The sequence below is a fragment of the Rahnella laticis genome (assembly GCF_015644585.1).
Lineage (GTDB): Bacteria > Pseudomonadota > Gammaproteobacteria > Enterobacterales > Enterobacteriaceae > Rahnella > Rahnella laticis.
The window spans coordinates 687,838-703,329 of sequence record NZ_JADOBI010000001.1 but is presented as its reverse complement, the minus strand read 5'-3'; the positions used below and the strand labels follow the sequence as shown (position 1 = coordinate 703,329).

Below are 15,492 nucleotides of genomic sequence, written 5' to 3'. Positions count from 1 at the left end.
ATGAGCAAATTCGCCGTAGTACTCGGAGATCCCACCTCACACGGTGGCAAAGTTTCCTCGGCCTCATCCAGTTTTGAATTAGCGGGCAAGAAAGCCGCATTACTGAATGACACAGTGACCTGTCCGGAACATGGGACTAACCGCATCACTGAGGGTGATGCCTCTGCTTATGAAGAAAATGGACGCGGGATCGTCTTGCACGGTTTCAGAACAGAATGTGGTTCCGTGGTGATTGCCACCCTGCAGGATATGGAGATCGGCTGATGGGATGGTCAGTACCGAAAGCGCCAGTGCCTGAAAAAGCGGCCGCATGGTCACCGTGGATTTGCGTTTTTATCCTCGGTGCCGGGTTTCTGGCATCGCTGGCATGGGTGGTGCTCAATTCCCCTGCTGATGGCCTGCCTGCGTTAGCTTCTGGTTTTTATCTTCCGCTGACGGGCTATGCGCTGGCGGGAACGTTGTTTTTCTTGACACTCTATTTACTGGGTTGGGAAATTCAGGCGCTGTGCTGCTTTAACGCATTATGGTGGCAGCATAATACGTCTGCCGCCTGGCAACGCTGGGCGCAGGACTCTCTTTGCGTGGTCAAAGTCGTCATGCTGACGCCTGATAGTCAGCTTCTGTTGCGTAAAGCGGGTATTGAGAAGGCGGAGGCATCAGATGATGTGGCCGGTATGCCTAAGGTTCTCTTTCCTGAAGAAACCCTGATACCGGGAATAAATCGCTTTGAACGCTTATGTCATGCCCTGCTTGATGAAATCGCCCCGACGCTGAATACCACGCTTAAAAATGAAGATGTGTCGGTTTATCTGCAAACTTCTGGCGAGGTTGATGAGGCCGAACAGCATAAGCTTTACTCAATTTTGGCTGAACGTTTCCCCGCTAAAAAATTCACTGTAAACCTGCTGCCTGACTCTTCGCTTTTTCCCCTCTGGAATGACTCAGTTCTTGCCTCCCGCCATCCCGTTTTAATGCTCGCGATGCATTACCGAAAACCGGATGAAGCGCTTTCAGAAATTGCCACTGCGCTGTTGCTTGTCCCGCCGTCACTGCTCAATGCCGCAGAGAGCAAAACGGCGACCCGTTTGTTCCGGGCAATGCCGGTCAAAACCGACCGGTTAGCTTCTGAACTGACAGAACAGCGGGATATGCAGCAACAACCGACAGAATCGATACGCCTTGTCTGGTTCAGCGGGCTGGCAGACAGCATGCGCCAAAAGCTCAGCACTCTGGTTTATGAACTCAAACTGCCACTGCGCGCATCTGCGCCCATGGGCGGCCTGCTGGACTTTGATAAAGATAATGAACAATACGGTGCGCTCAGCGGCGCGTTGCTGATGAGCGCCGCCGCGCTGATGGTCGAACGAGGTCAGGGTGGGCAGTGGCTGATCCACGATGACGGAAAAAATGCCTGGGCGATGGTTGTGGGTGCTCAGGAATCAGTCATCAGCCATCCAACAGAAAATTTGCCACCGGTCCCCTATCCTGCGGGATGTGTTGCATTAAGTTTGCTGTTCAATTTGGTGCTGTTTTGGTGTCTTGGAAATGCGTGGCCGCAGTGGCTATTTTCCGGTTGGGGATTCACCGCCATTGTCTTTTCATTGTTTATCACCTTGCCCGGAAGCGTCATTGCGCTTCGGGCTGTGGTTAACAAGATCCAAAAACCGCAATTTATACAGGACGCCAATGCGTCACTCAGGGATTAACCCATAATGTTCAAAGGGATTTTGCGCGCCGCCAGCGTTTTGCTTCTGTTGCTGATGTTCGGGGTGATCCTGTTTGTGATCATCGGGCAAAGCCATGTCTTGTCACCAAAAACCGAAATCCCGGTATTTTTGATGATTGCCTTCTGCCTGCTCGCAATAACGGCATTACTGCTTTCAGCAATATCGTTATTCGGTTCTTCCAGTGAATATAGTGCCCCGTTAAAACCGAACACGGTTGAGCGAGATGAAGCACCAAAGCAACAACCGGTCATTGACTTCCCGCATCTCAGGACAAGTCTGAGCAGGCACTACGGCCTGCGCTGGAAACGCAAACTCCCCTGGCTGCTGGTGATGGGCGAAGCGACGGATATTGAAGCGGTCGCGCCGGGGCTGATTCAATCTGGCTGGATGACGGTCGGCAATACTGTGCTGTTGTGGGGTGGCTCGCTTGCCGCGGGGGGCCATATCGCAGACCTTCAGGCTTTACGTCGCCTGCGTCCTCACGCCCCGGCCGATGCGCTGATCTTGGTCAGCCATGAGACGCACTATAGTCAGGCGGAGCAGGCAGATTCCGTGCTTCGCGGTTACGAAATCGTCCGTAATCATCTGCGCTGGGAGCTGCCGGTCTGTCTGCTGGACCGGCGCGAAGAGAAGTGGCCGCAGCCGGAACGTGCGGTGCAGCTGGCCGGTGTATTCGAAGACAAAAGGCTGACCTCAGAATCTTTATCGTCCGCCGTTGAATCCCTGCTCCCCGAACTTCGCGCGCAGGGCATGGCACAAATCAGCGGGAACCTTCGGCATACGTTTTTGCTGCAACTGGCCAGCGATTTAAAAGCCCGTCTGGCTGGCTGGACAGAGGCTTTCAAGCCGCTGCTGAACAGCTATCGTCCGCTGCCGCTGTACGGCGTGGCGTTTTCACCGGCGCTGACATTACGGGCGTACAGCCCGCATGAGTGCGCCAGTTCACCCGTCTGGCAGGAACTGGCCGCGAATATCAGCCGGCGCGCCGGACATCCCGTGGGCGTAAATACACGGGCGATGGCGCAGTGGAGCGCCGCGACCGCGATGCTGGTATTAGCCATTGGTACAATCGTGTCCGGCATCAGTAATTACCGGCTGGTCACCGGCAGCGCGGAGCAGGTCCGGCAGGCAAAAAACTCGCCCTCGCCTGCCGTCTTGTCTTCATTACAACAGAGAGTGCAAACCTTACTGACTCAGCAGGAACAGGGGACGCCGCTGTACCGCCGTTTTGGTCTGGACGTTACGGATTCTCTGCTTCCCGCGCTCTGGCTGGAATACCCGGCGCTGGCGGAGAGGCTTATCGTTCAACCGGCGCAGAAGCAGCTGGGCGCGGCGCTGGTATCACCCACGCCGTCTTATGACGCCCTGAAAACCTATCTGATGCTGTCACATCCCGACAAAACTACGGATGCAGATGCACAACAGTACTTAGCACAGCAGCTGACGCCGTTGCTGAATAACATTGCGCCGCAGGATATTGCTTTTTTTGCCTCACAGCTTGCGCTTCATCCTGACTGGAAAATCACGCCTGACAGCACGGCGGTCGCTCAGGCGCGGTCGGCCTTGCTGAACGCCATGAGCGGCGCGGACGCAGAACAAAAACTTTATGGTTCCCTGATTTACCGCACGTCGCGCAACTTCGGCGATTTGTCGCTGACACAGCTGCTTGACGGTCAGGAGACCGGCGGGATGTTTACCCTCGGGGCAGAAGTGCCGGGCAGCTTTACCCGTCAGGCGTATGAAGGTGCGATAGCGCCGGAGATTGCGGCGCTGGTAAAACAGCGTCAGGAGCAGGTCGGCTGGGTGCTGGCAGAACCGGGGCATCCGGTGGAAACCTCGCTGTCACCCGCCGCACTGGGTGAACGGTTAACGGCGCGCTACTTTGCCGAATACGGCACCGCGTGGCAGAAAACGCTGAACCAGCTGAAGGCGCACACGGCGGCGGATCCGGCGGAACAACTGGCGCTCGCCTCTGACGTCAGCCGTTCACCGCAAATAGCCCTGATGAAACAACTGGCGTGGCAGGGTCTTGCAGGCAGCCCGAACGCACGGCGCAATGAGCTGAATCCCGCGCTGCAACCGGTGTTTGGCGGCATCGTTTCAATGGCGACCGGTGCAGGTAAAAGCAACGGACTTACGTTATCTGCGTGGCGGTCACAAACCGCAGGGCTACGCGACAAGATGCGCAACCTGTCGGCGGCCAGCGGCGGCACGGCGGCGTTGTCGCAATCGGTGTTTCGCGGCACGCAAATCGATAACACGGTCTCTGAGTTACCCGCCCGCCTGCGTGTTCAATTGGGCAACGGCTGGCAGCCTATGGCGCAGGCGCTTTTTTTAGCGCCGCTCAGCCAGACCTGGAAAGGCGTGATGACCACCGGCGTGAAAGGCATGGATGCGCGGTGGCAGCAGAAGATTGCTGCAGCATGGCATAAAGAATTCGATAACACCTTCCCCTTCACCGGCAGCCCGAAAGACGCGTCGCTGGTGGCGCTGAATGATTTTATCAATCCGCAAACGGGCCAGATTGTCAGTTTTATCCGCGAGCACCTGAACGGCGTGCTGGAGTACAAAGACAACCGCTGGCAGAAGGCCGACAAGCTGCCGCCGGGGCTGGCGATCAATCCGGCCTTTCTCAGTAAGCTGAATCAGCTCGACCGTTTGGGTCATGCGCTGAACGATAACGGTTGGGGTTTTCGTTTCAAACTGCAGGCGGGCACGGCCAGAGACGTGGTGCAGACCGAACTGAGCATCGACGGTCAGAAGCTGGTGTATTTTAATCAGATGCCGTTCTGGACGGATATTCAGTGGCCGGGCGACACCTATTATCCCAATGCCGAACTGGTGTGGACCAGCGTGCGCGCCGGTGCGCGACTCTATTTCGATACGCCGGGCACCTGGGCATTTTACCGCCTGCTGAAGAAGGCCAAAATCTCGCCGGTGGACGACACTCATTATCAGGTGGTCTGGACCGCAGAAGACGGCCTGCCGCTCAACTACCGGCTGGTCTTTACCGCCGGGAACGACCCCGTCAGTTTGCTGAGCCTTGATGGCTTCCGGCTCCCCGACACGATATTCCGTTAACACAGGTAACGACATGGAAGACGATTTCTTAAAATATTTTGACGGCGAAATGCGCTACCTGAAGGAAGCCGGGCTGGAGTTTGCGAAAGAATTCCCGGAGCTGGGCCGTGCGCTGGGTCTGGATGACAGCCCGGTGCCGCGTGATGAATCGGTCGAGCGGTTGTTTCAGGGCTTTTCACTGATGATGGCCAAACTGCGGCAGAAGATTGATGACGACATTCCGGAACTGACCGAGCCGCTGCTTTCGCATCTCCTGCCCGTGATTAACCGCACGCTGCCCTCCACCGCCGTGGTCGAACTGACGCCCGCCGCGCCGGAGCTGCACGTGCGCGAAGAGGTATTACCGGCAGAAAGCGAACTGTTCACCCAGCCGCCGGGCAATGACCGCCAGCGCTGCGCCTACCGCACCGTCCGACCGCTGAAAGTGCATCCGTTTGCGCTCGATAATGTGTCGCTCTGCACCCTGCATGAAGGACAGCAGGCGCTGCGGCTGCGCTTCACCTTGCCCGCGCTGACCGAAATCCGCCCCGCCGACTGGCAGGATCTCAGCCTGTATCTTAACGGCGACCGCGTGCTGCAGTCGGCGCTGTATCTGGCCCTCAGCCGTCAGGTGAAACGGGTGAACGTGCGGTTCTGGCTGGAATCAACCGGGCTGATGCCGGTGGAGGCGCAATTTATCCCGCGCTGGCAGACCGAAAGTGAGGCAAGCCTGTGGCCGGAAAGCAACAGCCCGGCGCTGTGCGGCGAAGTGCGCCCGTGGCTGGAGTATTTCACCTCACCCGAACGTTATTTCTTTATGCAGCTGCGCGGGCTGGAAACCCTGAATTTCCCGCCGGAGACCACGGCATTTGATATCGAGGTGACGCTCTGCGAACGCTGGCCGTACGATTTGGCCGTGCCGCCGGATGCCATCCGCATGCACTGCGTGCCGGTCATAAACCTGTTCCGCCTGCTGGCTCAGCCGCTGACCGTGACCACGGCGGTCAGCGATTACCGCCTGCGGCCGCACCGGCTGAGCGACGGCCATACCGAGATTTACGCAGTAAACGATGTCGCGGAAGTCACCGAAGACAACGCCGAATTCAGCTATGTGCCCTACAGCCAGTTCCGCCAGAAAGGCGGGATGCTGAAATATGAAAAGTCCTGGCCCGACCGTTATTACCACACCCGCATGTACCGCGGCACGTCCGGGCTGAACGAAACCATTCTGATGCTCGGTGGCCGGACGCATGCTGAACAGGACGGCCTGAAAATGCGCCTGAACATGACCTGCACCAACGGCGCGTACCCGCGCATGGCGTTACAGGAAAGCGTCTTCGACGGCGAAATGGCCCTCGGTAACCTTGAGCTGAAATGTGCGCCCCGCACGCGCCCGTCCATGCCGTATTACCCACCGGGCACCGAACTTTATCAGTGGCAGGTGCTGTCATTACTTCATCCGCAGGCCATTGCCGGCCTGATGGAAATCGAAACGCTGCGTCACGCGCTGACGCTGCTGGACTGGACGCATGATCCGGACAATGCCCGTCGCATTGCGGGCATTACGCACGTTGAATATAAGCCGTCACATTACCCTGCCGAAGGCTGGCACGGCGTGGCGATCCGCGTGACGCTGGATGAACATCTGTTCTTAGGGCACGGCGACGCGCTGCTGTTTTGTGAGGTTCTGGAGCAGTTTTACACCCAGTACGCCGATATCCGCCGCTTCACGCAGCTGACGGTGACGCTCAGTCAGTCCGGAACACAATGGGCGTGGCCGGAACGACGCCTGACACGGGTGCTGTTCTGATGACGCCAGATGATTTTAATGACCATGCAAAAAAGAAAGAGGACGTCCTGAAGGAATTCTGGCGTGACAAGGACGGTAAAGACCGCTCACACGCCTTTAATTTCTATCGCTTTTGCCAGATGCTGGAAAAACAGTTGTCTGCTCAGAAACCAATAGGCAGCACCTTCACGCCGAAAGACGACCCGGTGCGTTTTCGTCCGCACCCCGGAATGGGTTTTCCGGTCAGCGAGCTGAAAGCAGTAGAAACGGATCCGGAACGACCAGACGCGCCGCCGACGGTGCGCACCACGTTTATGGGATTGTACGGCGTGGATTCCCCGTTGCCGACCCGTTACATCGATGACATTGCCCAGCGGCGCGAAGGCCATGAAGGGCTGGAAGCCTTTTTAGACATTTTCAACCACCGGATGATGACGCAGTTTTACCGCATCTGGCGAAAGTACAGTTACCCTGCCTCCTTTGAGCACGGCGGCACCGACAAAACATCGCGCAGCCTGATGGCCCTGGCCGGCATCACCGACAGCGGTGATGTCCCCGCCTCCCGGCTGCTGGCCATACTGCAACCGCTGGTCAGAACCACACGGACGGCGGAAGGTATCGCCAGTGTGATCCGCACGCAGGCCCCGAATACGCAGGTGACGGTCAAACCGCATAAAATCACACGAATGCCTGCCGGGAAACGGGCGAAATTCACGTTTTCAGCCCAGCAAAAACTGGGCGATCATCTGGTGTTGGGCAGTGAAATCACGGATGCAAACTACTGCATCGGCGTTGAGATGTTTACCGAAGACGCGGCAGAAGCCAGAGGCTGGTTGCCCGGCGGCCAGCTGCGGGAAGATGTCTTTACCCTGATGCGCGTCTATCTGGGGTGTGACTACGATGCCAGCCTGACGCTGACTATCCCGATGAAACTGGCTCCTTTGCCGCGCCTCGGCGACCGTTCACTGCTGATGGGTTATAACGTGGTGCTGGGGCTGCGCGAGGATAATCTGGATGAAATGCCGGATCAGGTAACGATGAAGCTGGGGCGGATCCGGGATAAAAAACACGTCAGGTAAAGCTGGCCTGTTTTGAAACACCCTTTTCAGAACCCCGGTAAACGCATTTCCATCAGACTGCGCTATTCTGTTCAGACATTGAAAGTAATCCTGCCTGCGGGCGGGATTTTCGTCTGAATAACAATCGGGTAAAAAATGAACGACATTTCTAACGAAGATAAAAAACCCAGCTGCGATTCAGTGATCAACAGCGTTGCCTACCGTGACGGCAAGCGGTTGCAGGAAGTCACCGTCGAAGATATCAGTGAAGTGCTGAAAGAGCCGGACACCTTTGTGTGGCTCGGTTTGTGGCAGCCGGAAGATGCGTACATGCGCAGTATTCAGGAAGAGTTCGGGCTGCATGACCTGGCAATTGAAGATGCGCTCACCGCCCATCAGCGGCCGAAGATCGAGCAGTACGGCGAGTCGCTGTTTATCGTCACGCACACCGCGCAAAAGGTGAATGAGACGATCGAGTACGGCGAAACGCATCTGTTTCTCGGCAAAAATTTTCTGATCACCATCCGCCACGGCGCATCCTCGAGCTACAAACAAATCCGCAAACACGCCGAAGAACGCCCGGACATGATGAGCAAAGGGCCGGCTTACGCGCTGTATTGCGTGCTGGATTCCATCGTCGATAACTACCTGGAAATCCTGCACCGCTACACCGAAGAATTCGACGCCATCGAAAAGCTGATGTTCCAGAACACGTTTAACCAGCAGGCCGTGCAGCAGGTGTATAAACTGCGCCGCGATCTGCTTTCGCTGCGCAACGCTGCCGTGCCGATGGAAGATATCTGTAACCAGCTCAGCCACCATTATGAAGAGCTGATGCCAAAAAGCCTGCGTGCCTATATTCGTGACGTGCAGGATCACGCGAATCAGGTGATCCGCACCACCGACGATATGCGCGAAATGCTTTCGAACGCCATGCACGTGAATCTGGCGCTGGTGTCGGTGCATCAGAATGAAGTGGTGCAGCGCCTCGCGGGCTGGGGGGCGATTCTGGCGATCCCGACGGTGATATTCAGCCTGTACGGCATGAACTTTAAAAACATGCCGGAGCTGGACGACTGGTGGGGATATCCGGTCACGCTGGGTGTCACGGTCGCCGGTTGCGCATGGTTATACTGGAAACTCAAAAAATCGGGCTGGCTCTGATATTATTACCTGAAGCCGCACGTTAATTAACATGCGAATAACAGAAGCCGCTGTTATTCGCTCTCTTTAATTATCCTGACAAATTTACCGCCGGGTTATTCTATTTCTCCTTCCCTCTGCGCGTTATTTCCTTATATACTCGTTCGCATCTTTCCTTCCGGAAATAACCTTCATATGTCAGTGCGTTCCGCGATTTCACAGTTTATGCATTCACTGCGCTTGCCCGGCAAGTGGGTCAGTGCGTTGCTGTTCGCGTTGTGCTGGCTACTGTTGAATTCTCAGCTGGCCCTCGCCAGCCATCAGTGCGACATGCGCCCGCCGGTGGAAAACACCACGATGTCGCACAACGAATACATGCAAATGCCTGATTCGCCTGAGCATAGGCAAAGCCAGTCAGTGCTGTGTGAAAAGCACTGCGTGCCGGAGAGAACCCAGTCAGACAGCGGAAATGTGCCCATTGTGGCGCTTCCGGTTGTCCCGGCACTCGCCGTCATTACCCTTAATGCCAGCGTGGCGGTCACCACCGCCGACTGGGTAGCGCCACAAGTCACATCCCCGCCTGCTGAAGTTCAGTTCTGCCGATACCGGGAATAGCCCCTGCTGTCAGCGGATGCATCTCCTTGCATCTGAATAATCTTATTTATCTGCCGTAATAACGGCGTTTATCTGATATGACAGTATTGGAGTTATTCCCATGCGTACAATTTTAAATAGTTTTGTCTTTAGTCTTTTCTTTATTTCCGCTTATTCCTTTGCAGAAACGATGCAAATGGACGGCCACACCATGGCGATGGAAAACGTTCAGATCTATGAATCTGAAGGTGTGATCACGCAGTGGCAATCCGACCGCGTGGGGATTTCTCATCACGCCATTCCTGCCCTTAAATGGCCTGCCATGACCATGAATTTCCGGTTACCGCCGGAAATCGCCGCGAACTCCCTGCCCGCCGGTACGCCGGTGGCGTTCAGCTTTGTCAAAACGGACACGGCTTATCAGTTGCAGACACTGACACCGCTGAAACGCTAAACGGGAGAACACCATGTTGAATTTACCGCGTCACCCCCGGGTGACGTGGCACTGGCTGCTGGCTTTTATGCCGGTCAGCGCCTTTGCCACACCCGTAACTCTTCCGCAGGCGCTGGTGGCCGCGCAGGGATATTCGGCGGAGCTTTCTGCCAGCCGTCATCAGATTAACGCACTGGAAAACCGGGCGGATTCCGCCATGCAGTTACCGGATCCGAAGCTGAAATTTGGGATTGAAAACCTGCCCGTCGGCGGCAGTAACGACCAGCGTTTCACCCGCGAAGGCATGACCATGGAGCGGATTGGCATCATGCAGGATTACGTGAGCAGCAGTAAGCGCGAGCGTAAGGCAGACACATTGCGCGCCGAATCCCGGCAGGCGGCGGCGAATGGCCAGAGCATCCGTGCCCAGCTACAGCGCGACGCGGCGCAGGCCTGGATGGAACTGGCTATCGGCAATGAAACCGTGAAGCAGCTGAAGGCGCTGGTGGATGAAAGCCAGCGGCAGATTGGCGTTCAGCGCGGCGGCGTCAGCAGTGGCAGCGCCCTGCCTGCGTCGGTGCTCGACGCACGTCTTACGCTCATCAGCATGCAGGACAAACTCACCGAAGCCGAACGCGACGTGCAGCTGGCACGCACCCGGCTGAGCCAGCTGACCGGCATCGATCAGCCCGAAATTCTCGGTGCCATTCCGCCGGTCAGCGAACTGCCCGCCGAAGCCATGCAGGCCGACAGCATCAGCCAGCACCCTGAAGTTCTTCAGGCGCGGCGCGAGGCGGAAGTGGCGCAGGCCAAATCATCCGAATCGGCGATTGCCGCACTGCCGGATATCGGCGTTGAAGTCTATTACGGCCGCCGTGCCGACAATTATGACGACCTCGCGGGCGTGATGGTCACTGTGGATTTGCCGCTGTTTACCGCATCACGTCAGGATAAAGATCACGCCGCCGATCAGTCGATGGCCATGGAAAGCAATGACCGGCTGGCGCAGCTCATCCGCACACATCAGGCGCAACTGACCACGCTGCTGGCGCAATATCAGGCGGCCAGTACCCTGTGGCAGCGGCAGAAAAATGATGTTGTTCCGCTGCAACAACAGCGCGTCAGCGTGATTCAGGCGCAATACCGCGCCGGAAAAAGCAGCCTGAATGACGTACTGGAAGCCCGCCGCAGCCTGCTCGACAGCCAGATTGCCCAGCGAAATGCCGAACTTGACGTCGCCCGCTATTGGGTCGCCCTGCGCTATCTGGCACCTCAGGAGAACAACTGATGACTACCGTAAAAACTTACGGCCTGCTGGCGCTTTGCGTCGCGGCCGCGCTGGCCGTGGGTTACCAGGCCGGACGCCATAATGCGCCTGATGAATCAAAAACGGCGTCTGCGCCTGCCGGACGAAAAGTGTTGTACTGGTATGACCCGATGACGCCTGATCAGCGTTTTGATAAGCCGGGCAAATCGCCGTTTATGGATATGGATCTGATGCCACGTTACGCCGACGAAGTGGCCGACGACGGCGGCGTCACGGTCAGCGCCCGTCAGCAGCAAAATCTCGGCATGCGCAGCGCGAAAGCTGAGCGCCGCATTATTTCCTCCCCGCTGAATGTTTACGGCACGGTCACTGCCGACGAACGCAGCCTGCGCACGGTGGCTGCCCGCGCAGGCGGTCTGGTGGAAAAACTCTACGTTGCCGCCAGCCAGCAGCAGGTAAAAAAAGGCCAGAAACTGGCGACGCTGTGGATCCCCGACTGGACCGCCGCGCAGCAGGAATATCTGGCGGTGCGTCGGCTCGGGGACCGCAGCCTGAGCGCCGCCGCCCGCCAGCGTCTGGCACTGCAATTTATGCCGGAGGATATTCTCAGACGTATCGATAAAACCGGCCAGCCGCAGACGCGCATTGACGTCGTGGCACCGGAAGACGGTTATCTCAGCCAGCTCAGTGTGCGTGAGGGCGCGCAGGTGGCCGCCGCGCAGCCGTTGTTTGAGCTGACCAGCCTGAAACAGGTGTGGATTGTGATGGATTATCCGCCGTCTGCCGCCGGGCAGGTTCAGGTCGGCAGCAAGGTCAGCGGCAACAGCGACAACCAGCCGGGCGACGTATTTCGCGGCGTGGTCAGTGAATTGCTGCCCGACGCCGACGCCGTCAACCGTACGCTGAAAGCCCGCGTGGTGATTGATAATCCGCAGCAAAAGCTGCGCCCCGGCATGTATCTCACCCTGACGCTGGATGCACCGGCACAAACGCCGGTGCTGGCAATTCCGCAGGAAGCGCTGATTCAGACCGGCACCCGCAATACCGTGCTGCTCGACGACGGCAACGGGCATTTCACGCCGCAGACGGTCACCGCAGGGGCAACGCGCGACGGCTGGACGCAAATCCTTTCCGGCCTCAGCGACGGCCAGTCTGTCGTGACCTCCGGCCAGTTCCTGATTGATTCAGAAGCCAGCTTGCGCAGCGCACTGCCTGCGGCGGCCAATGCTGAAACCACGCCAGATGCCCATCAGCACGGGAGCCACTTATGATTGCTACCGTGATCCGCTGGTCGCTGCGCAACCGGCTTCTGGTGCTGCTCGCCGCCCTGATGATGGCGGGCTGGGGCATCTGGTCTTTGCAAAAGGCCCCGCTCGACGCCCTGCCGGATCTCTCCGACGTACAGGTGATCGTGCGCGTCAGTTATCCGGGCAAAGCGCCACAAATCATCGAAGATCAGGTCACGTATCCGCTGACCACCACTTTGCTGTCGGTGCCCGGCGCGAAAACCGTGCGCGGCTTTTCGATGTTCGGCGATGCCTACGTTTACGTGCTGTTTGATGACGGCACGGATCCTTACTGGGCGCGTTCCCGCGTGCTGGAATATCTCAGCCAGGTGCAGTCCTCGCTGCCGCCGGGCGCAAAAGCGTCGCTGGGACCGGATGCCACCGGCGTCGGCTGGATTTATGAATACGCGCTGGTCGATAAAACCGGGCAACACAGCCTCGAACAGCTGCGTGCGTTACAGGACTGGACGCTGCGCTATGATCTGAAAACGGTGCCCAACGTTTCTGAAGTTGCCAGCATCGGCGGCATGGTGCGGCAGTATCAGGTGGTCGCTGACCCGCAGCGGATGCGCGCACGCGGCGTGACACATCAGCAACTGGTCAGCGCCCTGCAAAGCGCTAATCAGGAAAGCAGCGGATCGCTGCTGGAAATGGGTGAAGCCGAATACATGGTGCGCACCTCCGGTTACCTGAAAAGTCTGGATGATTTCAACAACGTGGTCGTGGCCGTCAACGGCGGCATTCCGGTGCTGCTGTCTGACGTCGCGACCGTGCGCACCGGCCCGGAACTGCGGCGCGGCGTGGCGGAACTCAACGGTGAAGGCGAAGTGGCGGGCGGCGTTATCGTCATGCGCTCGGGCAAAAATGCGCTGGAAACCCTGAAAGCGGTGAAAGTGCGTCTGAACGCCCTCGCCCGTACGCTGCCCGCCGGTGTGGAAATCGTGCCGGTGTATGACCGCCAGCCGCTGATCGAACACGCCGTCGAAACGCTGTCGCACAAGCTGGTGGAGGAATTCATCGTCGTGGCGTTGGTCTGCGCGCTGTTTCTGTTCCACTTCCGCTCGGCGCTGGTGGCGATCATTACGCTGCCGCTCGGTATTCTCGGCGCGTTTATCGTCATGCATTATCAGGGTGTCAGCGCCAATATTATGTCGCTCGGCGGCATTGCGATTGCCATCGGTGCCATGGTGGACGCCGCGATCGTAATGATTGAAAACATGCACAAAGTGCTCGAACAATGGCGACAGGATCATCCCGGCCAGAAGCCGTCATCCGCGGATTACTGGCAGGTTTCGGAACGGGCTGCCATCGAAGTCGGGCCTGCGCTGTTTTGCAGTTTGCTGATCATCACGCTGTCGTTTATTCCGGTGTTTTCGCTCGAAGCGCAGGAAGGCCGGATGTTCTCGCCGCTGGCGTTTACCAAGACCTACGCCATGGCCGTTTCCGCCGGACTTGGTATCACGCTGGTGCCGGTGCTGATGGGCTATTTTATTCGGGGCAAAATCCCGGATGAAAACGCCAGCCCGATCAACCGCTGGCTGATTTCCGCTTACCAGCCGGTGCTTTCTGCCGTGCTGAAACGCCCGAAAACCACGCTGGTGTGCAGCGGCCTGTTTCTGCTGGTGTCGCTTTATCCGCTGTCAAAACTGGGTAGCGAATTTATGCCGCCGCTCGACGAAGGCGATTTGCTCTATATGCCGTCCACGCTGCCGGGGATTTCCGCCCGTGAAGCGTCGAGATTATTACAGCAAACAGACCGGCTGATTAAAACCGTGCCGGAAGTCGCCAGCGTGTTTGGCAAGGCCGGACGCGCCGACAGCGCCACCGACCCCGCGCCGCTGACCATGATTGAGACCACGATCCGCTTCAAGCCTCGCGACCAGTGGCGGCCCGGCATGACGCCGGACAAACTGGTGACGGAGCTGGATAACGCGGTGAAATTACCGGGCATCGCCAACGTCTGGGTGCCGCCGATCCGCAACCGGCTGGACATGCTGGCGACCGGCATCAAAAGCCCGGTGGGGATTAAGGTGAACGGTAATAACATCGCGCAGATTGAGCAGGTGGCGCAGCAAATTGAGCATATCGTGAAGCAAGTTCCCGGCGTGACGTCGGCGCTCGCCGAGCGTCTCGAGGGCGGCCGCTATGTGGACATCGACATCAACCGGCGTGAAGCTGCGCGTTACGGTGTCACGGTTGCCGAATTGCAGTCGCTGGTTTCAACGCTGGTCGGGGGTGAAAATATCGGTGAAACGCTGGAAGGCCGCGAACGCTATCCGATCAACCTGCGTTATCCGCGTGAACTGCGCGACAACGTGCAGGCGCTGCGTGATCTGCCGGTACTGACCGCGTCCGGCGCGCAGGTGCCGCTGTCGGCGCTGGCTTCGGTCAATGTCACCGACGGGCCGCCGATGCTGAAAAGTGAAAACGCCCGTCTGTCGGACTGGATTTATGTCGATTTGCGCGGACGCGACCTGAAAACTGCGGTGGAAGATATGCAGCAGGCGGTGAATCAGCAGGTGAAATTGCCGGAAGGCGTCACCGTCAGCTGGTCGGGGCAATTTGAGTATCTGGAACGTGCGACGGCAAAACTGAAAATCGTCCTGCCGGTCACGCTTCTCATCATTTTTGTCCTGCTCTATGTCACCTTCAGCAGCGTGCGCGATGCGGCACTGATCATGGCGACGTTGCCGTTTGCGCTGACCGGCGGCATCTGGCTGCTGTATCTGCTTAATTACAATCTCTCCGTCGCCGCCGCCGTCGGCTTTATCGCATTGGCCGGCGTCGCCGCCGAGTTCGGCGTGATTATGGTGCTGTATCTGAATCAGGCCGTTCAGCGCCAGCAGAAATCCGGCGAATCGCTGACCGAGGAAGAACTCTGTGACGCCATCCACCACGGCGCAGTACTGCGCGTCCGGCCAAAAGCCATGACGGTCGCGACGATTATGGCGGGATTACTGCCCATCATGTGGGGCGGCGGCACCGGTTCAGAAGTGATGCAACGTATCGCTGCGCCGATGATTGGGGGAATGCTGAGTGCACCGTTGTTATCGATGCTGGTCATACCGGCGGTGTATTTGCTGCTACACAGGCGAAGAAGTGGGAAAACTTCGGTTTCTCACTAGCAGTGAGGCG

At 57.9% G+C, this 15,492-nt stretch carries 11 protein-coding genes; all 11 read left to right on the top strand.

Annotation, left to right across the window (positions count from 1 at the left end; genetic code table 11):
• The 11 genes from IV433_RS03125 (at nt 1) to IV433_RS03075 (ending at nt 15,482) form a co-directional block, all read left to right on the top strand.
• Nucleotides 1–264, top strand: a complete 264-nt coding sequence (locus tag IV433_RS03125; RefSeq protein WP_195812476.1) for a PAAR domain-containing protein — start codon at nt 1–3, stop codon at nt 262–264.
• The gene (locus tag IV433_RS03120; RefSeq protein ID WP_195812477.1) at nt 264–1,706 is read left to right on the top strand and encodes a hypothetical protein; all 1,443 of its coding nucleotides are present in this window, start codon (nt 264–266) and stop codon (nt 1,704–1,706) included. Before IV433_RS03125 ends, IV433_RS03120 begins: the two co-directional genes overlap by 1 nt.
• 6 nt (nt 1,707–1,712) lie before the next feature.
• Nucleotides 1,713–4,808: an ImcF-related family protein gene (locus IV433_RS03115; protein ID WP_195812478.1), complete on the top strand. Its 3,096-nt coding sequence runs from the start codon at nt 1,713–1,715 to the stop codon at nt 4,806–4,808.
• A gap of 13 nt (nt 4,809–4,821) precedes the next feature.
• The gene (gene tssF / locus IV433_RS03110) at nt 4,822–6,597 is read left to right on the top strand and encodes a type VI secretion system baseplate subunit TssF (protein ID WP_195812479.1); all 1,776 of its coding nucleotides are present in this window, start codon (nt 4,822–4,824) and stop codon (nt 6,595–6,597) included.
• The gene (tssG, locus tag IV433_RS03105; protein WP_229893166.1) at nt 6,597–7,655 is read left to right on the top strand and encodes a type VI secretion system baseplate subunit TssG; all 1,059 of its coding nucleotides are present in this window, start codon (nt 6,597–6,599) and stop codon (nt 7,653–7,655) included. Before tssF ends, tssG begins: the two co-directional genes overlap by 1 nt.
• 135 nt (nt 7,656–7,790) lie before the next feature.
• Entirely contained in the window at nt 7,791–8,798 is a 1,008-nt protein-coding gene (gene corA, locus IV433_RS03100; protein WP_195812481.1) for a magnesium/cobalt transporter CorA, read from the top strand.
• Between the two features lie 174 nt (nt 8,799–8,972).
• Nucleotides 8,973–9,392, top strand: a complete 420-nt coding sequence (locus IV433_RS03095) for a hypothetical protein (RefSeq protein ID WP_195812482.1) — start codon at nt 8,973–8,975, stop codon at nt 9,390–9,392.
• Between the two features lie 100 nt (nt 9,393–9,492).
• The gene (locus IV433_RS03090; RefSeq protein WP_195812483.1) at nt 9,493–9,825 is read left to right on the top strand and encodes a copper-binding protein; all 333 of its coding nucleotides are present in this window, start codon (nt 9,493–9,495) and stop codon (nt 9,823–9,825) included.
• A gap of 13 nt (nt 9,826–9,838) precedes the next feature.
• Nucleotides 9,839–11,092: a TolC family protein gene (locus tag IV433_RS03085; protein ID WP_195812484.1), complete on the top strand. Its 1,254-nt coding sequence runs from the start codon at nt 9,839–9,841 to the stop codon at nt 11,090–11,092.
• Entirely contained in the window at nt 11,092–12,342 is a 1,251-nt protein-coding gene (locus tag IV433_RS03080) for an efflux RND transporter periplasmic adaptor subunit (protein WP_195812485.1), read from the top strand. Before IV433_RS03085 ends, IV433_RS03080 begins: the two co-directional genes overlap by 1 nt.
• Complete coding sequence (locus IV433_RS03075; RefSeq protein WP_195812486.1) at nt 12,339–15,482, top strand: efflux RND transporter permease subunit; 3,144 nt, start codon at nt 12,339–12,341, stop codon at nt 15,480–15,482. The genes IV433_RS03080 and IV433_RS03075 overlap by 4 nt, the downstream gene beginning before the upstream one ends.
• Nucleotides 15,483–15,492 lie beyond the last annotated feature (10 nt).